This is a genomic window from Streptomyces sp. NPDC001348, from assembly GCF_053597535.1.
On sequence record NZ_JBSFIK010000018.1, the window covers coordinates 120,389 to 145,815 of the forward strand.

Below are 25,427 nucleotides of genomic sequence, written 5' to 3' on the forward strand. Positions count from 1 at the left end.
CCGGTCACGGAGCGCTGAGGTTCTTTCCGGGCGTCCGGGGGTGTGTGAGCCTCTCGGACGCCTGCTCGCGCTCCGGCGCATGGCGGCCTGAGCGCGCAAACGCAAACCTGAGCACGCACACGCGTAACAGAAGGCGCCCTGGAGCGCCGGTCCCCCCACGGGCCGGCGACCAGGGCGCCTTCCCATGTCCCGGTGCGGATTCCCCCCACGGGATCCGGCCGGGCGCTCGGAGAGGACAGCGCCTGAATCGCTGTCTGAGCACAACGAGCAAAACCCGTCGCGCTCCAGTGATGCGGTGCGGTCTGCCGGGACAGCGCACGCTGGGAGGGCCGCTCAAAGCTTCCCGGTGTACGTGTCCCGGCAACGCATCTCTGAGGAAGTCCCCCAAGACATCCCCAGATGCCAGTCAGCGCCCCCCAAGACGCCGATCTGACATCGCCAACTTAGACCCTCGAATCCCTTCGATGGTTACGTTCGCATCACTGTGATCTGTGTCTCTTGCATATGTCCGTTAGATGCGCAAGGGCCCCGATACGGCGATCGGGACTCAAGCGTAAGGATGATGCGAGAGCCTCGTGAAGAGCTTATGTGAGGTATGCGCCGGACTCCAGGGGGACTCTGACATCGAGTTCCGGAACCCCGGAGTAACTTGCGAGCCCCTCACCGGAACCCCGGAGGAACCTCAGCGGAACGTCCTCAGCCGCAGGCTGTTGGTCACCACGAACACCGACGAGAAGGCCATCGCGGCCCCCGCGATCATCGGGTTCAGCAGCCCCGCCGCCGCCAGCGGCAGCGCGGCCACGTTGTAACCGAAGGCCCACACCAGGTTGCCCTTGATCGTGCCCAGCGTACGCCGTGCCAGCCGGATGGCGTCGGCCGCCACCCGCAGGTCCCCGCGCACCAGAGTCAGATCGCCCGCCTCGATCGCCGCGTCCGTGCCCGTGCCCATCGCCAGGCCCAGGTCGGCGGCGGCGAGCGCGGCGGCGTCGTTGACCCCGTCGCCGACCATGGCGACGGTCCGTCCCTCGCTCTGGAACCTGCGTACGACGTCGACCTTGTCCTCGGGCAGCACCTCGGCGACGACCTCCTCGATGCCCACGGCCCGTGCCACGGACTCGGCCACCGCCTGGTTGTCCCCGGTCAGCAGTACCGGCGTCAGCCCCAGTGCGCGCAACTCGCGCACCGCCTCCGCGCTGGTCTCCCTGACCGCGTCGGCGACCGCGAGGACACCTCGGGCGGCTCCGTCCCAGCCGACCACGACGGCCGTACGGCCCTCCCGCTCGGCCCGGGAGCGGGCGGCGGCCAACTCCTCGGGCACCTCGTCGAAGAGCCGCCCCACGGCCACCTCACGGCCCGCCACGCGTCCGCGCACGCCCCGCCCGGGGACGTTCTCGAAGTGCTCGGCGGCCGGGAGCGGCCCGACCCGCTCCTCGGCGCCGGCGGCGACCGCCCGGGCGACCGGGTGCTCGGAGGCGTGCTCCAGTGCGCCCGCCAGCCGCAGCACCTCTTCCTCGTCGGCGCCCTCGGCGACGTACACCTCCTGGAGGGTCATCCGGCCGGTGGTGACCGTGCCGGTCTTGTCCAGGACGACGGTGTCCACGCGGCGCGTGGACTCCAGTACCTCCGGGCCCTTGATGAGGATGCCGAGCTGGGCGCCGCGCCCGGTGCCGACCATCAGCGCGGTCGGCGTCGCGAGGCCGAGCGCGCACGGGCAGGCGATGATCAGCACGGCGACGGCGGCCGTGAAGGCGGCGGCGGTGTCGCCGGTGACGGTCAGCCACCCGGCGAAGGTGCCGAGCGCGACGAGGATGACGACGGGCACGAAGACCGCCGAGACCCGGTCCGCCAGGCGCTGCACCTCGGCCTTGCCGTTCTGCGCGTCCTCCACCAGCCGCGCCATCCGGGCGAGCTGGGTGTCGGCGCCGACCCGGGTGGCCGCCACGACCAGCCGGCCCCCGGCGTTCACCGTCGCGCCCGTCACGGACGACCCGGGGCCGACGTCCACCGGCACCGACTCGCCGGTCAGCATGGAGGCGTCGACGGCGGAGACGCCCTCGACCACCGTGCCGTCGGTGGCGATCTTCTCTCCCGGGCGGACCACGAACCGGTCGCCGACGGCCAGCGAGCTCACCGGAACCCGCACCTCACGGCCGTCCCGGAGGACGGCGACGTCCTTGGCGCCCAGCTCCATCAGTGCCCGCAGGGCCGCCCCCGCGCGTCGCTTGGAGCGGGCCTCCAGGAAGCGGCCGAGGAGGATCAGGGCGACGACTCCGGCGGCCACCTCCAGGTAGATCGTGGACGAGCCGTCCATCCGCGAGACGGTGAACCGGAACTCGTCGTGCGTCCCCGGCACGCCCGCGTCGCCGAGGAACAGCGCCCACAGCGACCAGCCGTACGCGGCCAGCGTGCCGACCGAGACGAGCGTGTCCATGGTGGCGGCGCCGTGGCGGGCGTTGGTCCAGGCGGCCCGGTGGAACGGCCACCCGCCCCAGACGACGACCGGCGAGGCGAGGACGAGCGACAGCCACTGCCAGTCGACGAACTGCAGCGCGGGGACCATGGCGAGCAGGACCACGGGAAGGGCCAGCGCGGCGGAGACGGTGAACCGCCGGCGCAGGGCGGCGAGCTCGGGATCCTGCTCGGTTCCGGTGGGCTCCTCCTCGGGGGCGGGCTCCGGCGGCGCGGGTTCCTCGGCGGTGTACCCGGTCTTCACCACGGTGGCGATCAGGTCGGCGACCTGGACGCCTTCGGGGTAGGTGACCTTCGCCTTCTCGGTGGCGAAGTTCACCGTGGCCCTCACGCCCTCCATGCGGTTGAGCTTCTTCTCGACGCGGGCGGCGCAGGAGGCGCAGGTCATGCCGCCGATGAGCAGCTCGACCTCGGCGCCGGCACCCGGCGCCGGGCCCGGCCGGGCACCGGAGGTCGCGCCTGTCGCTGTTCCTGCGCTGGTGGAACTGGTCATGTCCGGACTCCAGACGACGGACCGGGCCGCACAGAGCCAGTATGAGCTGGTCGGTACGGCCCGGTCGAAGAGTGAACGTCGGTCAGGCGCGGCCGGCCAGTTCGAAGCCGGCCTCGTCGACGGCGGCGCGGACGGCCGCCTCGTCGAGCGGGGCGGCGGAGACGACGGTGACCTCGCCGGTCGACGCGACGGCCTTCACCGAGCTCACGCCGGGGATTTCGGAGATCTCGGCGGAGACGGAGCCCTCGCAGTGTCCACAGCTCATCCCGCTCACCTTGTAGACGGTGGTCACGGACGGGGTGTCGGTCGGGGCGGTCATGTCGTTGCTCCTCGTCGTTGCGGGTGGGGCCGACGAGGCCCACGGTGGGGCCCGCACTCCCGAGGTTATACCCCTAGGGGGTATTTCTCCAAGAGGTGCCCCGGCGTGCCGGTGAACAGGCCCAGGCGATGCCCAGCAGGGGGACGAGTACCGGTCCGCCGACGGAGAACGCCGTGAAGAGGTGCTCGACGGCGGCCGCCGGCCGGGGGAGGTACCCGTGGGCGGAGTCCCACAGCGCGTGCAGCAGGCACACGCCCAGCCAGGCGCCGAGGACCGGTCCGCCGAGCCGGAAGCGGCCGTTCGGGTGGCGGTGCGCGAGCAGCACCCCACCCGCGACGGCCGTCCACAGGCCCTGCCCGAGGGGTGTCAGCACCCCGCGCAGGAGCTCGGCCCCCAGCAGGGCCCGCAGTCCGGCGTCGCCCGGGAGGACGGCCGCGTCGAGGGCGTAGCCCCAGCTCTCCAGCGCGGCGAAGCCGAAGCCGACGGCCGCGCCCAGCGCGAGCCCGGCACGCATGCCGCGGATCCCGCTCAGCCGGCGCAGCGCGAACATCAGCGCGCCCAGCTTCAGCGACTCCTCGAGCGGGCCGACGGCGGCGAACATCCACGGCGAGGGATGGAACAGGTGGTACTGCGCCGCGGACGCACCCAGTACGCCGAGCGCGCCGCCCGCCAGGAAGCAGCCGAGGACCGCGCTGACCCCCAGGTCGCGCGCGTGCCGCTCGTAGGCCCACAGCACGAACGTGACGGGAAGGAGGAAACCGCCGAGCGGGACCAGGGTCGGCAGCAACGCGGTGTCCGCCGTCAGGTACGTCACCAGCGTGGTCAGCGCCCACAGGGCCAGCCCGCCGCCCAGGCAGCGCCGCCACAGGCCCGCCCGGACACGCGGGTACGGGGGAGGGGGTTGCTGCGGGCCGGGGATGCGGGCGCGGGGCGCACCGGGCGGCGGAGGACGGGTCACGGCAGATCCCCTCGGGCTCCTGCTGGGTGATTTATCCGAACCCTATGCAGGTGTTCCCCGTGCCGCAGTCCGGGAGAGGCCGGTGTGGTCCGTGCGGTGGAGTCGCTCGTAGTGTTCGCGTTGATCCCTGCGGCGGTGCGGAAGGCGAGGGCGAGGGCGCATGCGGGCTGTGGTGTTCGAGCGGTACGGGGAGCCGGCCGAGGTGCGGGAGGTGCCCGATCCGCGGCCCGCCGAGCACGGTGTCGTGGTGCGTGTCGAGGCCACCGGCCTGTGCCGCAGCGACTGGCACGGCTGGATGGGCCACGACCCGGACGTCACGCTGCCGCACGTGCCGGGGCACGAACTCGCCGGGACCGTCGAGGCGGTCGGCGGCCGGGTCACCGCCTGGCGCCCCGGGGACCGGGTCACCGTGCCCTTCGTCTGCGCCTGCGGTACCTGTCCCGCCTGCGCGGCCGGCGACCACCAGGTGTGCGAGCGGCAGACCCAGCCCGGCTTCCACCACTGGGGCTCGTTCGCCCAGTACGTGGCGCTGGACCACGCCGACGTGAACCTCGTCGCCGTCCCCGGGGAACTGTCCTTCGCGACGGCGGCCTCGCTCGGCTGCCGGTTCGCGACGGCCTTCCGCGCGGTCGTGCAGCAGGGGCGGGTGGCCGTGGGGGAGTGGGTCGCGGTGCACGGCTGCGGGGGCGTGGGCCTTTCGGCCGTGATGATCGCGGCGGCCGCGGGCGCGCGCGTGGTCGCCGTGGACGTGTCCCCGGCGGCGCTGGACCTGGCGCGGCGGTTCGGGGCGGCGCACTGCGTGGACGCCGCGCGGACCCGCGACACGGCCGCGGCGGTCCGTGGGGCGACCGGTGGCGGCGCCCATCTCTCCCTCGACGCACTGGGTTCGCCCGCCACCTGTGCGGCCTCCGTGGAGTCGCTGCGCCGGCGCGGCCGGCACGTACAGGTGGGCCTGCTGCCCTCACCGGACGGCACGACCCCCGTGCCCATGGCCCGCGCCATCGCCCTGGAGCTCGAACTCCTCGGCAGTCACGGCATGGCCGCGCACGCCTACCCGGGCATGCTGGAACTGGTCCGCGCGGGCGTACTGCGGCCCGACCTGCTGGTGACGTCGACGATCGCGCTGGACTCGGCGCCGGACGCGCTCGCCGCGATGGGTTCGGCCCCCGGCGCGGGAGTCGTCGTCATCGAACCCTGGAACTGAGACCCCGACCGCTCAGGTCTGCTTCCGGCCGCGGTTGCCGGGTCGGGAGGCGACCCAGGCGCGGACGGTGTCGGCGTACCAGTAGGGCTTGCCGCCCTCCACGTGGTCGGGCGGGGGCAGCAGCCCGTGCTTGCGGTAGGACCGTACGGTGTCCGGCTGCACCCGGATGTGCGCCGCGATCTCCTTGTACGACCAGAGCCTTCGGTCGGTCATGAGCTGCACCTCCCTGCGTGCGCCGCGGCGGAGGCCGGGGGAGGCCGTCGGGGGAGCCGGACGCTGCGCTGGTGATCACCAAGCCTGTGCCTGCTCAACGACGCAGAGTGACCGCGGGGTGGCTCTGTCGGCCGGGTGTGACGAGGGGCCCGCGTACCCGGGACATGTGTGACAGGGCGGGCGAGTTCGTGACAGAGGTGCAGCAGAAGGCGGGTGCGGCGCGTAGGCGTGTCGCATTGACAGACGGGCCGACGGTAGACGGCCGAGGGCGGCCCGGACCCGACGCTGTGCCGGATCCGGGCCGCAGGTCCCCCGTGCCGCGTCCGCCGCGCCATGGTCTGGGCGAGCCGGGCCTCGTCCGTCGCCTGCTCGCCGCGGCCGAGCCGCCACCCGGGCGGCGCGACCGGCCGCGGCTGACGGCTGCCCGAAGGCCCGCGCCCGCGCGCGGTCGGACACCCGCGTCCCGTACGACCGCCGCGTGCCGGAGTCCCGGCCCGACCGCCGGAGGCCTACGCCCCGCAGGACCTCAGGAACGCACGGGTCCGCCGGGCGATCGGGAGGGGCTTGTCCGGGTCGCACGGGTACATGTCCTGCTCGACGATCGCGAACAGGTCCACGTCCAGTTTCTGTGCCGCCTCGAGGACCGGGCCGAGCGCGGGCACCCCGGACGGCGGCTCGCACATCACGCCCTGGGCGACCGCCGGGCCGAAGGGGGTTCCGTTGGCCCGGACGTCCGCGAGGATCTCCGGGTCCACCTGCTTGAGGTGCAGGTAGCCGATGCGTTCGCCGTAGGTCTCGATCAGCTTGACGCTGTCGCCGCCGCAGTAGGCGTAGTGCCCGGTGTCCAGGCACAGCGAGACGGTCGAGGAGTCGGTGCCGTCGAGGAAGCGGGTGACGTTCTCCTCGCTGTCGATGTGGGTGTCGGCGTGCGGGTGGACGACGATCCGCAGCCCGTACCGCTCCCGCACCTCACGCCCCAGCCGCTCGGTCAGCGAGGTCAGGTTGCGCCACTGCTCGGGGGTCAGGGTGTCCGGCTCCAGCACCTCGCCGGTCTTGTCGTCCCGCCAGAAGGAGGGGATCACGACGAGGTGCCGGGCGCCCATCGCCTGGGCGAGCGCGGCGTTGTCCGCGACGTGCGCCCACGTCTTCTCCCACACGGCCTCGCCGTGGTGCAGGCCGGTGAAGACCGTGCCGGCCGACACTTTCAGGCCACGCCGCGCCGTCTCCTCGGCGAGCAGGGCGGGGTCGGTCGGCAGGTAGCCGTACGGGCCCAGCTCGATCCACTCGTAGCCGGAGTCGGCGACCTCGTCGAGAAAGCGCTGCCAGGGCACCTGGGCGGGATCGTCCGGGAACCAGACGCCCCAGGAGTCGGGCGCCGAACCGATCCGGATGCGGGACAGTGGGGCTTGTGGTGGCAACGACGTCATGGCCGTCAGCGTGCGGGCGTGGAAAGCGCGTGTCAAGGTCTGGTCCGAATGTCTGGACAAAACATTGACAGGCTCCCGGGTGCGGGGCTACAAACCGGGGGGAGAGCCGTGACGAAGGGAAGCCGGATGGCGTACGACCTGATCACCATGGGGCGGATCGGAGTGGACCTGTACCCGCTGCAAACGGGGGTCCCGCTCGCCCAGGTGTCGTCCTTCGGCAAGTTCCTCGGCGGGTCGGCGACCAACGTCGCGGTCGCCGCGGCCCGCCTCGGCCGGAGCACCGCCGTGATCACCCGCACCGGCGACGACGCGTTCGGCGCCTATCTGCACGAGGCCCTGCGCGGCTTCGGCGTCGACGACCGCTGGGTCACCCCGGTCCCCGGGCTGCCCACACCGGTCACCTTCTGTGAGGTCTTCCCGCCGGACGACTTCCCGCTGTACTTCTACCGGCAGCCCAAGGCACCCGATCTGGAGATCGACGCCCATGAGCTCGACCTGGACGCCATCCGCGACGCGGGCATCTTCTGGGTCACCGGCACGGGGCTGAGCGAGGAGCCCAGCCGCACCGCGACCCTCGCGGCCCTCGCCCACCGCGCCAAGTCCGGTACGACGGTCTTCGACCTCGACTGGCGCCCCATGTTCTGGACGGACCCGGACGCGGCCCGCCCCTTCTACACCGAGGCCCTGCGCCACACCACCGTCGCCGTCGGCAACCTCGACGAGGTGGAGGTCGCCACCGGAGTCCGCGAACCGCACGCCGCGGCCCGCGCCCTCCTGGACGCCGGCGTGGAACTGGCGGTCGTCAAGCAGGGCCCGAAGGGCGTCCTCGCGGTGAACCGCGACGGCGACACCGCGGAGGTCCCCCCGCTCCCGGTGAACGTCCTCAACGGACTGGGCGCCGGTGACGCCTTCGGCGGCTCCCTCTGCCACGGCCTGCTGGCCGGCCGGGACCTGGAGACGATCATGCGGCACGCCAACGCGGCCGGCGCCATCGTCGCCTCCCGCCTGGAGTGCTCCTCCGCGATGCCCACCCAGGACGAGGTGGCCGCCGCACTCGAGGCCGGAGCGGTCCTGTGAGCGCCCGGCACGCCGTCGGCGCCGAGCACGGCGTGCGGTCCCCGCGGGTGGACGTCTCCGCACTGGTCCGCACCCGCACCCACCACCCCGAGGCGATCGCCGAGGCCGCCGCCCGCCGCGCCCGCAGGCCGCTGCTGAACGACCACGGCCGCCTGATGATCGTCGCCGCCGACCACCCGGCCCGCGGCGCCCTCGGCGTCGGCGACCGCAAGCTGGCCATGGCCAACCGCGCCGACCTCCTCGAACGACTCTGCCTGGCCCTGTCCCGGCCGGGCGTGGACGGCGTCCTGGCCACCGCCGACATACTCGACGACCTGCTGCTGCTCGGCGCCCTCGACCACAAGGTGGTCATGGGCTCGATGAACCGCGGCGGCCTGCAGGGCGCCTCCTTCGAACTCGACGACCGCTTCACCGGCCACCGCCCCGAGGACATCCAGCGCCTCGGCTTCGACGCGGGCAAGCTGCTGCTGCGCATCGACTACGACGACCCGGGCTCCCTGACCACCCTGGAGTCCACCGCCCGCGCCATCGACGACATGGCCGCGCGCCGCCTCCCGGTGTTCGTCGAGCCGTTCATCAGCCGCCGTGACGACGGGCGGCTGCGCAACGACCTGAGCGCGGAAGCGGTCACCAAGTCCATCGCCATCGCCTCGGGCCTGGGCGGCAGTTCGGCCTACACCTGGCTGAAGGTCCCGGTCACCGAGAACCCCGACGACATGGCCCGGGTCATGGAGACCTCCACGCTGCCCGCCGTACTGCTCGGCGGCGACATCGGCGACTCGCCCGAGGACCAGGTCGCCGCCTACGAGAAGTGGCGGGGCGCGCTCCAACTCCCGACCGTGCGCGGCCTGGTGGTCGGCCGCTCGCTGCTGTACCCGGCGGACGGCGATGTGGCCGGCGCCGTGGACACCGCCGTAGGACTGCTGTGAGGGCCGCATGACCAGCAACGACCTCTACCTCCGCCAGGGCGCGACCGCGGGCGCCCAGTATGTGCTCGACATCGACCCCAAGCGGGCCGGCTGGACGTACAGCAGCCTGCGCGTGGTCGAGCTGGAGCCGGGCGGCACCCACACGTTCACCACCGGCGACAGCGAATGGATCGTGCTTCCGCTGAACGGCGGTTGTACGGTGCACGTGGAGGACGAAGAGTTCCAAGTCCTGGGCAGGGACAGCGTGTTCGACGGAGTCTCCGACTTCGTGTACGCGCCCCGCGACGCCCGGGTCCAGATCGCCTCCGGCGCGGGAGGCCGCTTCGCCCTGGCAGGAGCGAAGTGCGAGCGACGACTCCCCGCCCGCTACGGCCCCGCGCCGGAGGTCCCCGTCGAAGACCGAGGCAGCGGCACCTGCGCCCGGCAGGTGCGCAACTTCGCCTCCGCCGACTCGTTCGACTGCGACCGGCTGATCGCCGTCGAGGTGGTCACCCCGGGCGGGAACTGGTCCTCGTACCCGCCGCACAAGCACGACGAGCACCGGCCGGGCGAGGAGGCGGAACTCGAGGAGATCTACTACTTCGAGATCGACGGTCCGAACGGCTTCGGCTACCAACGCGTATTCCCCTCCCGTGAGGGCGGATCGGACGTCCTCGCGGAGGTCCGCACCGGCGACGCCGTCCTCGTACCCGACGGATGGCACGGCCCGTCCATCGCCCAGCCCGGCCACGCCATGTACTACCTGAACGTCATGGCCGGTCCCGGCGAGACGCGGGAATGGCGGATCTGCTTCCACCCGGACCACACCGAGGGGTATCGATGACTCCGAAGACCTCGACGACGAGGCTCACGGTCGCCCAGGCGCTCGTCCGCTTCCTGTCCGCCCAGTACACCGAGCGGGACGGCGCACGGCAGCGGCTGATCGGCGCCACCTGGGGCATCTTCGGCCACGGCAACGTGGCGGGCATCGGCCAGGCGCTCGTCGAGTACGCCGGCGACATGCCGTACCACCAGGGCCGCAACGAGCAGTCCATGGTGCACGCGGCGGTCGGCTACGCGCGTCAGTCGAACCGCCTGTCCACGCACGCGGTGACGACCTCCATCGGCCCCGGCGCGACCAACCTGGTCACCGGCGCCGCCCTCGCCACCATCAACCACCTCCCGGTCCTGCTGCTGCCCGGCGACGTCTTCGCCACCCGCCCGGCGGACCCGGTGCTCCAGCAGCTGGAGCTGCCGTACGCGGGGGACGTGTCGGTCAACGACTGCCTGCGCCCGGTGTCGCGCTACTTCGACCGGATCACCCGGCCGGAGGCCCTGATCCCGGCCGCCCTGCAGGCGATGCGCGTCCTCACCGACCCGGTGGAGACCGGCGCGGTCACCCTCGCGCTGCCGCAGGACGTGCAGGCCGAGGCCTACGACTGGCCCGCCGAGTTCTTCGCCGAGCGGGTGTGGACCGTACGGCGGCCGGGCGCGGACCCGGCCGAACTCGCCGAGGCCGTGCGGGCGGTCCGGGCGGCGAGCAGGCCGCTCGTCATCGCGGGCGGCGGAGTCCACCACAGCCGTGCCGAGGACGCCCTCGCCGAGTTCGCGGCGGCGACCCGCATACCGGTCGCGTCCACCCAGGCCGGCAAGGGCTCGCTCCACCACGACCACCCCCAGGACGTCGGCGGCATCGGCCACACCGGCACCGCCACCGCGGACGAACTCGCCCGCACCGCCGACCTGGTGATCGGCGTGGGCACCCGGTACACGGACTTCACCACCGCCTCGAACACCCTCTTCGAGAACCCGGACGTCCGTTTCCTCAACCTCAACATCGCCCCCTTCGACGGCCACAAGCTCGCCGGGATCCCGCTGGTCGCGGACGCCCGCAGCGGACTGCAGGAGCTGACCGAGGCGCTGGCGACGCACGGCCACCGGGTCGCCGACCAGTACGCCACCGAGTACAGCGAGGACAAGGAGCGCTGGGAGCAGCGCGTCGACGCCTGCTACGAGGCCGACGAGCCCGACGTACGGCCGACGCAGCCGCAGGTGCTGGGCGCCCTGGACGCGATCGTCGACGAGACGGACGTGATCATCAACGCGGCCGGTTCCCTCCCGGGTGACCTGCACAAGCTGTGGCGCACCCGGTCGCGTGACCAGTACCACCTGGAGTACGGCTACTCCTGCATGGGCTACGAGATCCCGGCCGCGATCGGTGTGAAGATGGCCGCCCCGGACCGGCCGGTCTGGGCGCTGGTCGGTGACGGGACGTACCTGATGATGCCGACGGAGATCGTCACGGCGGTGCAGGAGGGGATCGCGATCAAGATCCTGCTCGTGCAGAACCACGGGTACGCCTCGATCGGCGGTCTGTCGGAGTCGGTCGGCGGCGAGCGGTTCGGCACCGCCTACCGCTACACCGCCGACGACGGCACGTTCACCGGCGCCCCGCTGCCCGTGGACCTCGCCGCCAACGCGGCCAGCCTCGGCATGCGGGTGCTGCGCGCGAAGACCGTGCGGGACCTGCGCGCGGCGCTCGCGGAGGCGCGGGCCGCCGACACTCCCACATGTGTCTACGTGGAGACCGAAACCGCAGACACAGTGTCGGGCCCGCCCCCGGCGCAGGCCTGGTGGGATGTTCCTGTGGCCGAGACCGCGACCCGATCGTCCGCGGTCAAGGCACGTGAGCTGTACGAACGGCACGTCTCGACCCGACGCCGCCATCTGTGAAGGAGTACTCGGTCATGACGAAGATCGTCAACCACTGGATCGGCGGCAAGCCCGTTGAGTCCGCCGCGGGCGCCTCGGGCACGTACGGGCCGGTCACGGACCCGGCGACCGGTGAGGTCACCACGAAGGTCGCGTTCGCGACGGTCGACGAGGTGGACGCCGCGGTCGCCGCCGCCAAGGACGCCTACGCGACCTGGGGCCAGTCCTCGCTGGCCCAGCGCACGTCCATCCTGTTCAAGTTCCGGGCGCTGCTGGACGCCAACCGCGACGCGATCGCCGAGCTGATCACCGCCGAGCACGGCAAGGTGCACTCCGACGCGCTGGGTGAGGTGGCCCGCGGCCTGGAGATCGTGGACCTCGCCTGCGGCATCAGCGTGCAGCTGAAGGGCGAGCTGTCGACGCAGGTCGCCAGCCGGGTGGACGTGTCCTCGATCCGGCAGCCGCTGGGCGTCGTCGCGGGCATCACGCCGTTCAACTTCCCGGCGATGGTCCCGATGTGGATGTTCCCGATCGCCATCGCGTGCGGCAACACGTTCGTGCTGAAGCCGAGCGAGAAGGATCCGTCGGCGTCGGTCAAGCTCGCCGAGCTGCTGGCGGAGGCCGGTCTCCCCGACGGCGTCTTCAACGTCGTGCACGGCGACAAGGTGGCCGTGGACCGGCTGCTGGAGCACCCGGACGTCAAGGCGGTCTCCTTCGTCGGCTCCACCCCGATCGCCCGTTACATCCACACCACCGCCTCCGCCAACGGCAAGCGCGTCCAGGCGCTGGGCGGCGCGAAGAACCACATGCTGGTGCTGCCGGACGCCGACCTGGACGCGGCGGCCGACGCAGCGGTCTCCGCGGCCTACGGCTCCGCCGGCGAGCGCTGCATGGCGATCTCCGCGGTCGTGGCGGTCGGCGCGATCGGCGACGAACTGGTGGAGAAGATCCGCGAGCGCGCCGAGAAGATCAAGATCGGCCCCGGCAACGACCCGGCCTCCGAGATGGGCCCGCTGATCACCAAGGCCCACCGCGACAAGGTGGCGTCGTACGTGGAGGGTGCGGCGGCCGAGGGCGCCGAGGTCGTGCTCGACGGCACGGGCTTCACGGTCGACGGCTTCGAGGACGGCCACTGGATCGGCATCTCGCTGCTCGACAAGGTGCCGACCAGCGCCAGGGCCTACCAGGACGAGATCTTCGGCCCGGTGCTGACCGTGCTGCGCGTGGACACCTACGAGGAGGGCATCTCCCTCATCAACGCCTCGCCGTTCGGCAACGGGACCGCGATCTTCACCCGGGACGGCGGCGCGGCCCGCCGCTTCCAGCTGGAGGTCGAGGCCGGCATGGTCGGCGTGAACGTGCCGATCCCGGTCCCCGTCGGCTACCACAGCTTCGGCGGCTGGAAGGACTCGCTCTTCGGCGACCACCACATCTACGGCAACGACGGCACGCACTTCTACACCCGCGGCAAGGTCGTCACCACCCGCTGGCCCGACCCGGCCGACGCCCCGGCGGGCGTGGACCTCGGGTTCCCGCGCAACCACTGACGCCGGTACGGTGCCCCGTCCTCCACGCGGAGGGCGGGGCATTGTTTTTTTCGACGCCCGCCCTACGGTTACCGCACGGCCCAAGGAGGCAGCACGGTCTGCGCCGTACTGCCGTTTTCGCGATCAAACGGCTCCCCGATCTACGGATTCCGAAGGCAAACACCCATTGACGCGCGGTTTTCGTCGGTGTTCGATTCCCCTCAATCCCAGCCGCCGGAGGCATCCGCACGAGTCGATCGGACCCGCCGCATGACCGATACGCTCCGCCCTGTCGAGACCGCCGCACCTCGGCCGGCCGGCAGTCCCCAGACCCTCAAGCGCTCCATCGGCGTGGTCGGCGGCACCCTGCTCACGCTGTCCTGCGTGACGCCCGCCTCCACGCTCTTCGTGGTGGTCCCCGACCTGTTCGGCTCGCTCGGCACCGCCACCGCCCTGACGATCGCCATCGGGTCGCTGCTGTGTGTCGCCGTGGCGTTCTGCTACTCCGAGCTGGGCACCCTCATCCCCAGCGCGGGCGGCGAGTACGCGATGGTGTCGACGCTGGCCGGGCGGCTCGCGGGCTGGCTGGTGTTCGTGCTGTCCCTGCTGGTCGTCATGATCGTGCCGCCGGTGATCGCCATGGGCACCGCCGACTACCTGGCGCCGGTCGTCCACCTCGACCCGGCCATGACCGGCGCCGGCGTGATGCTGCTGGCCACCCTCGCCGGTCTGCTGGACCTGCGCGCCAACGCCTGGATCACCGGGATCTTCCTGGTGCTCGAGGTCGTGGCCGCGGGCGTTGTCGCCGTGCTGGGCTTCACGCACGCCCACCGTGGCCTGGACAGCCTCACCTCGATGCAGGTCGCGGGCCCGAAGGGGCACACTGACACCGTCACGGCCATGCTGGTCGTCTCCGGGCTCGCCATCGCCCTCTTCGTCACCCAGGGCTTCTCGACCGCCGTCTACCTCTCCGAGGAACTGGAGCACCCGCGGCGCAGCGTCGCCCGCACCGTGCTGGCCACCCTCGCCATCTCCACCGTGGTCATCCTGGCCCCGGTCGCCGCGATCACCCTGGGCGCCTCCGACCTGACGGAGCTGACCGGCGGTGACATCAGCTCCATGGTCACCGCCTGGTCCGACTCCGCCGTCGGTACCTTCGTCAGCCTGTGCGTCGCCCTCGCGATCGTCAACGCGGGCATCGTCATGGTCATCCAGAACTCCCGCGTCCTGTTCGCCTCCGCCCGCGACAAGGCCTGGCCCGAGCCGGTCAACGACGTCTTCGCCAGGCTCGGCCGCTTCGGCTCCCCCTGGGTCGCCACCCTCGCGGTCGGCGTCCCCGGCGCGCTGCTCTGCTTCGTCGACCTGGACACGCTGTACGGCGTCACCGGCGTCTCCGTGACCGGCATGTACCTGCTCGTCGCCGTCGCCGCCCTGCTCGCCCGCCGCGGCCACCACAAGCACACCTCCGCCTGGCGCATGCCGCTGTGGCCCGCGATGCCGGTGCTGCTGATCGTGGTGCTCGGCTACGTCCTCAGCCGGCAGGAGACGAGCTACCTTCTGTGGACCGGCGGCATCACCGCCGTCGCCACCCTCTACTGGGCCCTCTACCTCCGCCCGCGCCGCGACACCCGCTGGCTGGTGTCCATCCCGGAGGACGCCCGGGACTGACGCTCACCCGAAGGCCCACGTCACCACCGAGCACGTACCGTCGCCCTTGCCGCCCGCACTGCGATACGCGGCGAGGGCGACGTCGTTGCCGGTGTCGACCAGGACCCACATCCCGTAGCAGCCCAGCTCGCGCCCCAGTGCCGCGAGCCGGAGGACCAGCGCCCGCCCGACGCCTCGCCGCCGATACGGCTCCGCGACCGCCAGCTCGTACAGGAACATCTCGGCGCCCTTGTCGGGATGGATCGTCTCGACGCCGCTGACGAAGCCGACGGGGACGTCCGCGCCGTCCTCATGGGCCAGGAACAGATGGTGCCCTGCGGCGGTCAGGAAACGCTCGGCCCACTCGGGGCGGACGGCGCGGTCGAAGAGGTGCTCGGCGGCGGTGACCTCGGCCACCGAGTTCGCGCGGCGGATTTCCATGGGCCTTCGTACCACGGCTGGTGTACGCGGCGGGAGGACCGTACTCCCCGGGGAGGGCCGGGGGTTCGGCCCCGGGGTTGCATCGGTTGCCGGCGGTGGCCCGTACCGTTGACGCATGGATCTTCGACAGCCCCTTCAGGAGCGCATGAGGCAGGGCGTGCCCGGTGTGCGAGGGCTGCTTCGGGGGCCGCGGCGGATGCTGGCCGCCGCGGCCGCTGTCGTCGTGCTCGCCGGTGCCGGTACGTGGACGGCCGTCGCCTCCGGCGACACGGCCCCGGTGCGCCGGACCGACCGGGTGATGAGCATGGGCGGCGGGGTGCGCATCGACACCTCGTACTTCACCTCCGGCCCCGCCGGCCGCCGCCCGGCCGTCCTGCTGGCGCACGGCTTCGGCGGCAGCAAGGACGACGTACGGCAGCAGGCCGAGGACCTCGCCGGAGACGGGTACGCGGTGCTGACCTGGTCGGCGCGCGGCTTCGGGCACTCCACGGGGAAGATCGGCATCAACGACCCCGAGGGCGAGGTCGCCGACGTCTCCCGGCTCATCGACTGGCTGGCGAAGCAGCCCCAGGTCCGGCTCGACAAGGCGGGCGACCCGCGCGTGGGCATGGCCGGCGCCTCCTACGGCGGCGCCGTCTCCCTGCTGGCCGCCGGGTACGACCACCGGGTGGACGCCATCGCCCCCTCGATCACCTACTGGAACCTCGCGGACGCCCTGTTCCCGAACGGCGTGTACAAGAAGCTCTGGGCCGGGATCTTCTTCAACGAGGGCGGCGGCTGCGCCAGGTTCGAGCCCGAACTTTGCCGGATGTACGACCGGGTCGCCGAGTCGGGCAAGCCGGACGCGGCGGCGCGCAAACTGCTCGAGGAGCGCTCGCCGTCCGCCGTGGCCGACCGCATCGAGGTGCCGACCCTGCTGACCCAGGGCCAGACCGACTCGCTCTTCCCGCTCGCCCAGTCCGACGCGGCGCAGAAGGCGATCCGCGCGAACGGCGCCCCCGTCGACGTCGACTGGATCGCCGGCGGGCACGACGGCGGCGACATGGAGACCGCCCGCGTCCAGGCGCGGGCCACCGCCTGGTTCGATCGCTACCTCAAGGGCGACAAGGACGTCGACACCGGCCCCGCCTTCCGGATCACCCGCACCGGAGGCGTCGACTCCACCGACGGCGCCGCCCAGCTGCGGGGCGCGAGCGCGGGCACCTACCCGGGGCTGGAGAGCGGCCGTCGGAAGATCGCGTTGCGCGGCGGCACACAGCCCGTGACCAACCCGCCGGGATCCAGCCCACCCGGTGTCTCCGCCCTGCCCGGCCTGGGCGGCGGCGGTCTCGCCCAGCTCTCCTCCCTCGGCGTCGGGGTGTCCCTCGACTTCCCCGGCCAGTACGCCGCCTTCGACTCGGCCCCGGTGGGCAGCGACCTGCAGATCACCGGCTCGCCCACCGCCACCGTCCACGTCACCTCCACGAGCGGCGACGCCGTGCTCTTCGGGAAGGTGTACGACGTCTCGCCCGACGGCGGCCGGCAGGTCCTGCCCTCCCAGCTGGTCGCACCGGTCCGGGTCACGGGCGCCAGGTCCGGCAAGGACGTCACCGTCACGCTCCCGGCGGTCGACCACGAGGTGCAGAAGGGCCACCGGCTGCGCCTCGTCCTCGCCTCCACCGACCTCGGCTACGCGTCCCCGGCGGCCCCGGCCACGTACACCGTCACCCTGAAGGGCGACCTGAGCGTGCCGACGGCCCCCGCGGTGGACACGGCGGCGGCCCCGCTGCCCGCCTGGGTGTGTTGGCTGCCCGCGGCGGGCGCGGCGGTCGCGCTGGCCCTGCTGGTGACCGGCCGCCGCCGCACGGCGGTCCCGGGACCGGACCCCGAGCTGGCCGAAGTCCCGCTGGAGATAACGGACCTGAGCAAGCGGTACGCGAAGTCCGCGGACCGGTACGCGGTGCGCGAGCTGTCCTTCCGGGTGGAGCGGGGCCAGGTCCTCGGCCTGCTCGGGCCGAACGGCGCGGGCAAGACGACGACCCTGCGCATGCTGATGGGCCTGATCCGGCCCGACGGCGGCGAGATCCGCGTCTTCGGGCACGCGGTCCGCCCGGGCGCGCCGGTGCTGTCCCGGGTCGGGGCGTTCGTGGAGGGCGCGGGTTTCCTGCCGCACCTGTCCGGGCGGGAGAACCTCGAGCTGTACTGGCGGGCCACCGGCCGCCCGGCCGAGGACGCGCACCTGGAGGAGGCCCTGGAGATCGCGGGCCTCGGTGACGCGCTCGCCCGCGCGGTGCGCACCTACTCCCAGGGCATGCGCCAGCGCCTGGCCATCGCCCAGGCCATGCTCGGCCTGCCCGATCTGCTCATCCTCGACGAACCCACCAACGGCCTCGACCCGCCCCAGATCCGTGAGATGCGCGAGGTAATGATCCGGTACGCGGCCGCCGGGCGCACGGTGATCGTCTCCAGCCATCTGCTGGCCGAGGTCGAGCAGTCCTGCACGCACCTGGTGGTGATGGACCGGGGCCGGCTCGTCCAGGCCGGGCCGGTGGACCGGATCGTCGGCTCCGGCGACACCCTGCTGGTCGGCACCGCCGCACCCGTGGAGGAGCCGGCCGTGGAGAAGGTGGCCGCGCTGCCGGGCGTCGCCTCGGCCGTCCGCGCCGAGGGCGGGCTCCTCGTCCGCCTCGACGCTGAAGCGAGCGTCCCGCGGCTGGTCGCCGAACTCGTCCGGCTCGACATCCCGGTGGAGTCCGTCGGCCCCCACCGCCGGCTGGAGGACGCCTTCCTCACCCTGATCGGAGGCACGGCATGAGCACGCTCGCCGAGCGGCAGGAGCCCGTCCCGCACCCGGAGCCCGCCGAGACCGCCTCCGGCTACCGGGCCGGACACACCCTGCCCCTGAGGGTGGAGCTGGTCCGGCAGCTCAAGCGGCGCCGGACACTGATCATGGGCGGGATCCTCGCCGTCCTGCCCTTCGTCCTGGTCGTCGCGTTCGCCGTCGGCGGCGACCCCGGGGGCCGCAACAACCAGGTCACGCTGATGGACACGGCGACCTCGTCCGGCGCCAACTTCGCCGCGGTGAACCTGTTCGTGTCGGCGGGCTTCCTGCTGGTCATCCCGGTCGCCCTGTTCTGCGGGGACACGGTGGCCTCGGAGGCGAGCTGGTCCTCGCTGCGCTATCTGCTCGCCGCGCCCGTGCCCCGGGCCCGGCTGCTGTGGTCCAAGCTCGTCGTGGGGCTCGGGCTCAGCCTGGCCGCGATGGTGCTGCTGCCGGTCGTGGCACTGGCCGTCGGCACGGCCGCGTACGGCTGGGGGCCGCTGCAGATCCCCACCGGCGGCGCGCTCACCCCGGCGACGGCGGCCCAGCGCCTGCTGGTGGTCGTCGCGTATGTCTTCGTGTCCCAACTGGTCACCGCGGGCCTCGCGTTCTGGCTGTCCACGAAGACGGACGCCCCGCTGGGCGCGGTCGGCGGCGCCGTCGGGCTCACCATCGTCGGCAACGTCCTCGACGCCGTCACCGCCCTCGGGCACTGGCGCGACTTCCTGCCCGCGCACTGGCAGTTCGCCTGGGCCGACGCCGTCCAGTCGCGTCCCGAGTGGTCCGGCATGATCCAGGGCACCGCGATATCCGTCACCTACGCCCTGGTGCTGTTCGCCCTGGCCTTTCGCGGTTTCGCCCGGAAAGACGTCGTTTCGTAGCGGAGCCCGCCAACCGGGTGAATCCCCGCAACCAATTCTCCGCCGCCGGGTTGATGAAGCAGTGGGGCATGCGACGCCACGAGAAAGGAACGCGCAGTGCTCAAGAGCTTCTGCCCTCGGTATGCCGGTGACAGCCGCTCCCACGGCGCTCGCCATCGGCGGCGATAACGGGCCGGGTTCGCTGCTCCGCCACGGTCACAGGGGCTTTCTCGGCGGGCTTTCCGTATTCCGATCGGCCTGACGGCGGATCGGTCCAATCTCCCCACCGTGCCATGGCCGGCCTTGGACGTCGATCTCCGTTCCGAGGCCGGCTTTCCCAATTCTTCAAGCAGGAAGACAACCACATTGCGACAGACCCTGAGCAGGGGAGTGTTCGCGGCGACCGCCGCCACGGGCATTCTGTCCCTGTCCTGCAGCGCCGCCATCGCCGACGCGGGCGCGGCGGGCGGCACCAAGGATTCCGGCGCTACGCTGGCCGGGAACGTGGTGCAGGTTCCGATCCATGCGCCGGTGAACATCTGCGGCAACACCATCAGCGGCCTCGCGGCGCTCAACGCGGCGTTCGGCGGCGACTGCCGCAACGACTCGCGGTCGAAGGCGTCCTCCGACGAGGATGCCGACACGCCGCCGTCGTCGGGCACGGGCGAGACCTCCTCACCCGGCGACGACGATGACGACTGCCCGACGCCCACGCCGTCCGCGACCCCCACCGCGACTCCGCCGCCCCCCACGCGCGTCGTCGAGAAGCCGCGTCCGACGACTCCGCCCACGCGGACCCGCACGGCGACGCCTCCGGCCGACGAGGAGCAGCCCGGCGAGCCGCCGCAGCTGGCCGAGACCGGCAGCAAGACGCTGCTGGCGTCCTCGGCGGCCAGTGCCGCACTGCTCACCGGCGGGGTGCTGATGTACCGCCGCGGCCGCGCCGCCGCCCGGCGCTAGCACGGTCCGGGACGCCGGACACCCTCCCGCCGTGCACTGCCGGCCGGCACGGTTCGCAGGACGCTCGGGTGTGCGCAGGCCGATCGGGGCGGCCTCGGTCGGCCTGCTCCGGTCCGCCCCGCCGGCCGCGGCCGGTGCGGCGTGGCCGGACACCGGGCGGCGACGGGTGCCGCGCCGCACCCCGGCCGTCCGCTCGGCCCGCGGCAACCGGACGCCGTCCGGCAGCGAGCCGGCTCCGGGCAGCGACCGGGCTGCCGGCCTCCGGCGCGCGCGGCGACCGCGCCCACCTGGGCCGGGGCCGCTGACGGTCGGCTCGTCAGCGGCCCAGCGGTGCCCGCGCACGGTGCCCGGTCAGCGGCGCACCGGGGTCGGCGCCCATTCCCGCTTGCCGGCTCCCGGCACGGGGATCGTCCCGCCCACCGGGGTCCTCCGCAGCCGGCGGCGTACCCCTCGGACGAGGGTCGAGGCCGTGAAGGTCGCGCCGTGCACGAAGCGCATGGCGGGCCCGAAGCCGGAGGCGGTGACCAGGCCCGCCATGAACAGGCCGGGATGGGAGGACTCGAAGTCACGCCCGACCTCGGGGGAGCCGTCGGGCAGCGCCGCCAGCGATCCGCGGAGCTCTTCGGAGAGCAGTCCGAGCCGGTCGCAGCGCGCCCGGAACCCCGTGGCGGCGATGACGTGTTCGGTCTCCAGGGTGCGCGGGGCGCCGTCGCGGCTCGTCAGGTCCAGCCGTACCCCACCGGGCACCGCACGGGCCGCCGTGACCCGGTGGCCCGGCAGCAGTTCCACCGCGCCCTCCACCCGGTCGCGCACCCACCACGCGCCCGCCGGTCCCAGCGCCGTGGCCGCGATGCGCTGCCGGGTCGGCTCCGGCAGACGCCGGAAGAAGCCCGGACGCTCGGAGTAGAACCAGTTCCGCCAGCCGGGGCCGAGCCCGCTGTGCGGGGAGCGGATGTTCTGCCACAGGGGGCGCTCCCAGGGCGGGGGCACGTCGTTCCACACCAGCCGGTCCGCCCGTGCCAGCACCCGTACGCGGGTGCCCTGCTCGGCGAGCAGCGCCGCGGTCTCCAGGGCCGCCTGACCACCGCCGATCACCGTGACGTCGCCGCCCCGGAAACGGTCCAGGTCGCTGTGGTGGCTGCTGTGCGTCACCAGCGCGGGGTGCAGTCCGCGCAGCGCCTGCGGCACCTCGACGAACGGCATCACACCGACCGCGAGCGCGACCGTCCGCGTGTGCAGTGCCTCCCCGTCCTCGGTGACCACGGTGAATCCGCCGGGGACGGACGCCACCCGGGTCACCGAGCGCTCGTCCACCTCCGGTACGGCATGGCGGGCGAACCACAGGCCGTACGACGCGAACGCCTCGACCGGGATCGGCTCGGCGTGCCGTGCGGTCATACCGTGCTCGGCGCAGTACACCTCCAGTCGCCAGCGCCCGGCCGGGTCGGAGAGGTTGGAGGCCCACGGCTCCGACTTCAGGAACATGCCGCGAGGCATGTTGTCCCGCCAGGAGGCCATGGGCCGGCCGAACACGCGCAGGTTCAGCCCGGCGGTCGAGGCATGGGACGCGATCGACAGGCCGTAGGGGCCTGCCCCCACCACCACTAGGTCGTACATCATCAACTGCTCGCTCTCTCATCGTCGGTCAGGGCGGGGGAAGCCGCCCGGGGGGTCGGAAGCTGTGCCGGTGCCGATGTCGTCGCGCCCAGCCGTTCCCGCACCCGGCGGGACACATGGCGGCACCACAGGGCCCACATCGCCCATCCGGGAACGCGGTCGTCCCGGGCGTACCAGGCCAGTTCGCGTCCGCCCGGTGCCGGGCGCAGCGCCGCGAGCGGCGCGTAGTTCTCCACCACGAAGGCCCGCCCGGCCGTCGGGATCCCGTGCGGCAGCGGCCGGCCCGTCAGGTCCAGGTGCAGGGCGCGTACGACGTCGAGCCCCGCGCTGTCCGCGAACAGCCGGAACTGGGCGCCGGGGCGCGGGTTGAAGTCGAGGAGGTGATAGCGGCCGGTCGTACCGCAGCGGCGGAAGTCGAGGTCGAACACGCCGCGGTAGCCCAGCTCGCCGACCAGGCGCTCGGCCGACGCCTGCACCTGCGCGTTGGGCGTCCAGCAGCCCACCGCGGTCAGTCCGGCTCCACGCGGCCAGGCCAGCTGCTTGCGGCCCGGCCCGCCCGCGCGGACGGCGCCCGACCGGTCGGCGTAGCCGTGGAAGAACCAGTCCCGGTCCGGTCCGGGCGGCAGATACGTCTGCAGCAGCAGAGCGCTGCCCGCCTCCTCGGTGCGCAGGTACAGCTCCCGCGCCTGCTGCGGGGTGCGCACCAGCGCGGTGCTGCGCAGCCCGCTGCCGGCGGGCAGCAGCCAGGGCCGGCTCCACTTCGCCACCAACGGCAGCCCGAGCCGCCGCACGGCGTCCTCGACCGCCGCCGTGCCGTCCGGGACCAGGGTCACCGGGTGCGGGACGTCCGCGGTGGCGCACACGGCGGACAGTTCCGCCTTGTCGGCGACGCGTTCGGCCAGTGCGCCCGGCATCGCGGGCAGCAGGTAGGAGGGGGCGAGTTCGTCCCGCATCCGTGCCGTGGCGATCGCGCACGCGTCGTCCATCGGGACCAGGACGGCGGGACGGGCGATCCGGTCGGCCACCCGGCGCAGCACGGCGAGGATGTCGTCCGGGGAGGCGTCCGGGGGCGGCGGGGGATGCATCCGGCTCACGTAACGGGACCTGCGGACGGGACTTCCCACCGCGTCGGCGACGACATGGACCTCCACGCCCGCCCTGCCGAGCGAACGTACGGCTCCGAGCGTTCCGTGGTGAAAGGGATTTCGGTCGGTCCGCAGCAGAACGGCGGGGACCCGGGTGTCGAGCAGCGACACGAATTCTCTTTTCTTCAGGTTTCTTCAGATCGGCTCACCCTCATGGGCGAGCGCTGTACTCGAAAGCCGTAATGGCGGTGGCGCCGCCGGCTTTCCTGTGCCTCACTTCATATGACAGGGCGTCAATAACGCGGACCCGACGGAAAGTCCGGACGACAGCGAAGAAAGGTGCGGGCATGGCCCCAGAGCACAGGCGGGCCCGGGGCGGCCTGCTGGCCTTGGGCGTGGTGACGGCGGCCGTGTCCGCCGTCCTGGCCTCCGGTCTCTCGGCGAGGGTGGAGGTGCTGGACGACGCCCGCGCACCGGCTCCGGTGCCGCCCCCGCCGAGACCGGCGGTGAGCGTCCCGGCCGTTCCCGCCCCCACCGGCACACCGCCGGCCCTCGATCCGCCGGCCGTTCCCGGGCTGCCGAAGCCGCCTTCGCTCCCGCCGCCGCTGGACCGGCCGGCCTTCGGGGCCTTCCTCGGCTCCGACGCCAGCGGCATCGCACGGATGAGCGAGTTCAGCCGCTGGCTGGGCGGCGCCGACCTGCGGGTCGGCCACACCTATCTGCCCGGGAACCGCTGGAGCGACATCGAGGGCGCCCTCGGTTTCCTCGACGCCTGGGCGCGCTGGCGGGACGAGAGGGCCGACCGGATGCTCGTCCTCAACGTCCCCCTGCAGGAACGCAACGAGGCGGGCGTCTCCGACGCCGAGGTCCGGCAACTGCTGAGGCGGGGCGCCGCGGGGGAGTTCGACCAGCACTTCCGCGCCCTGGCCGAGCGGCTGGTGCGCCTGAAGGTGCCGGACACGGTCCTCGTGCTCGGCTGGGAGATGAACGGCGTCACCTACACCCACCGCTGCGGACCGGACCCGGAGTCCTGGAAGAGGTACTGGAGAAGGATCGTCGCCACCATGCGTTCGGTGCCGGGCCAGCGGTTCCGGTTCGATTTCGCACCGAGCCGCGGCCGGGACGCCGTTCCGTGGACGCAGTGTTACCCGGGGGACGACGCGGTCGACATCATCGGCATGGATTCCTACGACCAGCCGGCCGGGCTGCCGTTCGACCAGCAGGTGACGGAGCCCTACGGACTCCAGGCACACGTGGATTTCGCGAAAGCCCACCGCAAACCCGTCTCCTACCCCGAATGGGGGCTTTTCCGGAACGGCGACAACCCCGAGTACATGGGCCGCATGCTCGCGTGGATGGACGCGCACCATGCGCTCTACAACACGCTGACCGACTACTGCCCGCACGGTGTGTGGCAGTGCGATGCCAACCCGAGGTCCTCCCGCGTCTACCGGTCGTTCCTCTACGGCCGCACCGACCAGCCGTACACGCACCCCACGCCCACGCCGAAGCCGACCCCGACCGCCCCGCCGCCTCCGCCGGACTGCTCGGCGGTCGACCTCGGCGACTGGGTGGAGGACTGGCTCGGCGGACGGCTCTGCGTCAACTTCCACTGGTGAGGGCGCACCGGACGGCGCGCCCGCCGGCCCGGCCGGGTGCACCGGGGTCACCGCTTGCCTTTCACGTCGGCGGCGGCGGCCGGGCCCGGCACCGACGCGGCGGGGGCGGGCTCCTCGTCCTGCAGGGGCCGCCTCGGCCGGGCCAGCAGGACCAGACCGCCCAGCAGCCCGCCCGCGCTCGCGCCCACCAGAGCGGTCACCGTCGAGGACGCGGACGTGGGCTCGATCGGCTTGCCCGCCCGCGAGAACTGCACGAGCTCGACGTGGGTGCTGCGCTTGGCGGCGTTCGCCTGCCGGGTCAGTGAGCGGGACACGGCGTTGGCCATGTCCTTGGCCCGCTGCGGGCGCGAGGAGGTGGCCGACACGGCGACCATCGGCGCGTCCGGTGAGGTGGCCGCCTGCACGTTGCGCTGCAACGTGCGCACCGAGACGCCCGCCCCGTACCGCGCGTCCGTCAGCACCGCGAGCTGCGTGGCGACCCGGCCGTACGCCTGCGCGAAACCGAGGGCGGAGCCGGCCTCGGCCTGCCCGGTCGGGACGACGACGACGTAGCTCGTGGCCGTGTACTTCGGAGGGGTCAGCTCGCCGTACGCGCCGCCGAGCAGGCCGCCGACGAGGGCGCCGGCCGCGAGCAGCGACCAGGACGGCAGCGTCCTGACCCGGGCCGGGGACAGACGGCGCTGACGCTTCGGTGTGTCGGTCATGACGGGCTTGCTCCCAGGGGTGAGAGGGACGACGACGGGCTGGAGACCGCTGCTGCATACACGTCCATGAGCCGGGCTGCGCTGCGGGTGATGCTGTAGCGGTGCGCGGCCTCGGGGGCCGTGCGCGGCCGGGGGCCCGCGGCCCTGACCTCGGCGATGGCGCGGGCGTACGCCTCGGGGCCGCCGCGCACGCACCAGGCGCCGGCGGCGGCGGCCGGCGGCAGGTCCTCGATCGCCGGGCAGGAGGCGTAGAGCACCGGCAGACCGGAGGCCAGCGCCTCCACGACCGCCAGGCCGAACGCCTCCTCCGTGGACGGGGCCGCGAGCAGGTCCATCGCGGAGGTGAGCGCGGACAGGTCCGGGCCCGGGGAGCCGTCGGGGACGTAGG

Annotated in this window: 21 protein-coding genes; 11 read left to right on the forward strand and 10 right to left on the reverse strand. The window is 73.0% G+C overall.

Annotated features, from left to right (window positions below):
• Positions 1-682 precede the first annotated feature (682 nt).
• The 3 genes from ACWC21_RS20510 to ACWC21_RS20520 form a co-directional block, all read right to left on the reverse strand.
• Entirely contained in the window at positions 683-2,962 is a 2,280-nt protein-coding gene (locus ACWC21_RS20510) for a heavy metal translocating P-type ATPase (RefSeq protein WP_450883748.1), read from the reverse strand.
• An 82-nt stretch (positions 2,963-3,044) separates the two neighbouring features.
• Positions 3,045-3,281: a heavy-metal-associated domain-containing protein gene (locus tag ACWC21_RS20515; RefSeq protein ID WP_450883750.1), complete on the reverse strand. Its 237-nt coding sequence runs from the start codon at positions 3,279-3,281 to the stop codon at positions 3,045-3,047.
• 73 nt (positions 3,282-3,354) lie between these two features.
• A complete protein-coding gene (locus ACWC21_RS20520) occupies positions 3,355-4,239 on the reverse strand; it encodes a PrsW family glutamic-type intramembrane protease (RefSeq protein WP_450883752.1) in 885 nt (294 codons plus the stop codon).
• A 160-nt stretch (positions 4,240-4,399) separates the two neighbouring features.
• On the opposite strand from ACWC21_RS20520, the gene ACWC21_RS20525 reads away from it, so the two are divergent.
• Complete coding sequence (locus tag ACWC21_RS20525; protein ID WP_450883754.1) at positions 4,400-5,443, forward strand: zinc-dependent alcohol dehydrogenase family protein; 1,044 nt, start codon at positions 4,400-4,402, stop codon at positions 5,441-5,443.
• A 12-nt stretch (positions 5,444-5,455) separates the two neighbouring features.
• Here ACWC21_RS20525 and ACWC21_RS20530 read toward each other — a convergent pair whose 3' ends face one another.
• Both ACWC21_RS20530 and ACWC21_RS20535 read right to left on the reverse strand, forming a co-directional pair.
• On the reverse strand, positions 5,456-5,656 hold the full coding sequence (locus ACWC21_RS20530) for a helix-turn-helix transcriptional regulator (protein WP_450883756.1): 201 nt from the start codon (positions 5,654-5,656) through the stop codon (positions 5,456-5,458).
• A gap of 509 nt (positions 5,657-6,165) precedes the next feature.
• On the reverse strand, positions 6,166-7,083 hold the full coding sequence (locus ACWC21_RS20535) for a sugar phosphate isomerase/epimerase family protein (protein WP_450883758.1): 918 nt from the start codon (positions 7,081-7,083) through the stop codon (positions 6,166-6,168).
• A 126-nt stretch (positions 7,084-7,209) separates the two neighbouring features.
• On the opposite strand from ACWC21_RS20535, the gene iolC reads away from it, so the two are divergent.
• The 6 genes from iolC (at position 7,210) to ACWC21_RS20565 (ending at position 14,974) form a co-directional block, all read left to right on the forward strand.
• Positions 7,210-8,160: a 5-dehydro-2-deoxygluconokinase gene (gene iolC / locus ACWC21_RS20540; protein ID WP_450883810.1), complete on the forward strand. Its 951-nt coding sequence runs from the start codon at positions 7,210-7,212 to the stop codon at positions 8,158-8,160.
• Positions 8,161-8,207: 47 nt separating this feature from the next.
• Positions 8,208-9,089 carry a Cgl0159 family (beta/alpha)8-fold protein gene (locus ACWC21_RS20545; RefSeq protein ID WP_450883812.1) on the forward strand — a complete coding sequence of 294 codons (882 nt, stop codon included), beginning with the start codon at positions 8,208-8,210 and terminating at the stop codon, positions 9,087-9,089.
• 7 nt (positions 9,090-9,096) lie between these two features.
• Positions 9,097-9,912, forward strand: a complete 816-nt coding sequence (gene iolB, locus ACWC21_RS20550) for a 5-deoxy-glucuronate isomerase (protein WP_450883760.1) — start codon at positions 9,097-9,099, stop codon at positions 9,910-9,912.
• A complete protein-coding gene (gene iolD / locus ACWC21_RS20555; protein WP_450883762.1) occupies positions 9,909-11,801 on the forward strand; it encodes a 3D-(3,5/4)-trihydroxycyclohexane-1,2-dione acylhydrolase (decyclizing) in 1,893 nt (630 codons plus the stop codon). The genes iolB and iolD overlap by 4 nt, the downstream gene beginning before the upstream one ends.
• Before the next feature lie 14 nt (positions 11,802-11,815).
• Positions 11,816-13,327, forward strand: a complete 1,512-nt coding sequence (gene mmsA, locus ACWC21_RS20560) for a CoA-acylating methylmalonate-semialdehyde dehydrogenase (protein ID WP_450883764.1) — start codon at positions 11,816-11,818, stop codon at positions 13,325-13,327.
• Positions 13,328-13,576: 249 nt separating this feature from the next.
• Entirely contained in the window at positions 13,577-14,974 is a 1,398-nt protein-coding gene (locus tag ACWC21_RS20565) for an APC family permease (protein ID WP_450883766.1), read from the forward strand.
• A gap of 3 nt (positions 14,975-14,977) precedes the next feature.
• Here ACWC21_RS20565 and ACWC21_RS20570 read toward each other — a convergent pair whose 3' ends face one another.
• Complete coding sequence (locus ACWC21_RS20570) at positions 14,978-15,394, reverse strand: GNAT family N-acetyltransferase (RefSeq protein ID WP_450883768.1); 417 nt, start codon at positions 15,392-15,394, stop codon at positions 14,978-14,980.
• 115 nt (positions 15,395-15,509) lie between these two features.
• Here ACWC21_RS20570 and ACWC21_RS20575 point away from each other — a divergent pair, with 115 nt between their 5' ends.
• The 3 genes from ACWC21_RS20575 to ACWC21_RS20585 all read left to right on the forward strand — a co-directional run bounded on the left by ACWC21_RS20575 (position 15,510) and on the right by ACWC21_RS20585 (position 20,014).
• Entirely contained in the window at positions 15,510-18,188 is a 2,679-nt protein-coding gene (locus ACWC21_RS20575) for an alpha/beta fold hydrolase (RefSeq protein WP_450883770.1), read from the forward strand.
• Positions 18,185-19,075 (forward strand): ABC transporter permease, encoded by an 891-nt coding sequence (locus ACWC21_RS20580; protein ID WP_450883772.1) that lies wholly within the window; start codon positions 18,185-18,187, stop codon positions 19,073-19,075. The genes ACWC21_RS20575 and ACWC21_RS20580 overlap by 4 nt, the downstream gene beginning before the upstream one ends.
• A 345-nt stretch (positions 19,076-19,420) precedes the next feature.
• Positions 19,421-20,014, forward strand: coding sequence for a chaplin (locus tag ACWC21_RS20585; protein WP_450883774.1), 594 nt, complete (start codon positions 19,421-19,423; stop codon positions 20,012-20,014).
• 351 nt (positions 20,015-20,365) lie between these two features.
• Here the strand turns inward: ACWC21_RS20585 and ACWC21_RS20590 are convergent, their stop codons facing one another.
• Together ACWC21_RS20590 and ACWC21_RS20595 are read right to left on the reverse strand one after the other, a co-directional pair.
• Positions 20,366-21,631 carry an NAD(P)-binding domain-containing protein gene (locus ACWC21_RS20590; protein WP_450883814.1) on the reverse strand — a complete coding sequence of 422 codons (1,266 nt, stop codon included), beginning with the start codon at positions 21,629-21,631 and terminating at the stop codon, positions 20,366-20,368.
• 2 nt (positions 21,632-21,633) lie between these two features.
• The gene (locus ACWC21_RS20595; protein WP_450883776.1) at positions 21,634-22,887 is read right to left on the reverse strand and encodes a carboxylate--amine ligase; all 1,254 of its coding nucleotides are present in this window, start codon (positions 22,885-22,887) and stop codon (positions 21,634-21,636) included.
• A 176-nt stretch (positions 22,888-23,063) separates the two neighbouring features.
• Between ACWC21_RS20595 and ACWC21_RS20600 the strand changes: the two genes are divergently transcribed.
• Entirely contained in the window at positions 23,064-24,335 is a 1,272-nt protein-coding gene (locus ACWC21_RS20600; RefSeq protein ID WP_450883778.1) for a glycoside hydrolase family 26 protein, read from the forward strand.
• A 47-nt stretch (positions 24,336-24,382) separates the two neighbouring features.
• Here ACWC21_RS20600 and ACWC21_RS20605 read toward each other — a convergent pair whose 3' ends face one another.
• Positions 24,383-25,039: a lipopolysaccharide biosynthesis protein gene (locus ACWC21_RS20605; protein WP_450883780.1), complete on the reverse strand. Its 657-nt coding sequence runs from the start codon at positions 25,037-25,039 to the stop codon at positions 24,383-24,385.
• On the reverse strand, positions 25,036-25,427 hold a 392-nt coding region (locus ACWC21_RS20610; protein WP_450883782.1), incomplete at its 5' end, for a glycosyltransferase. The genes ACWC21_RS20605 and ACWC21_RS20610, both read right to left, overlap by 4 nt.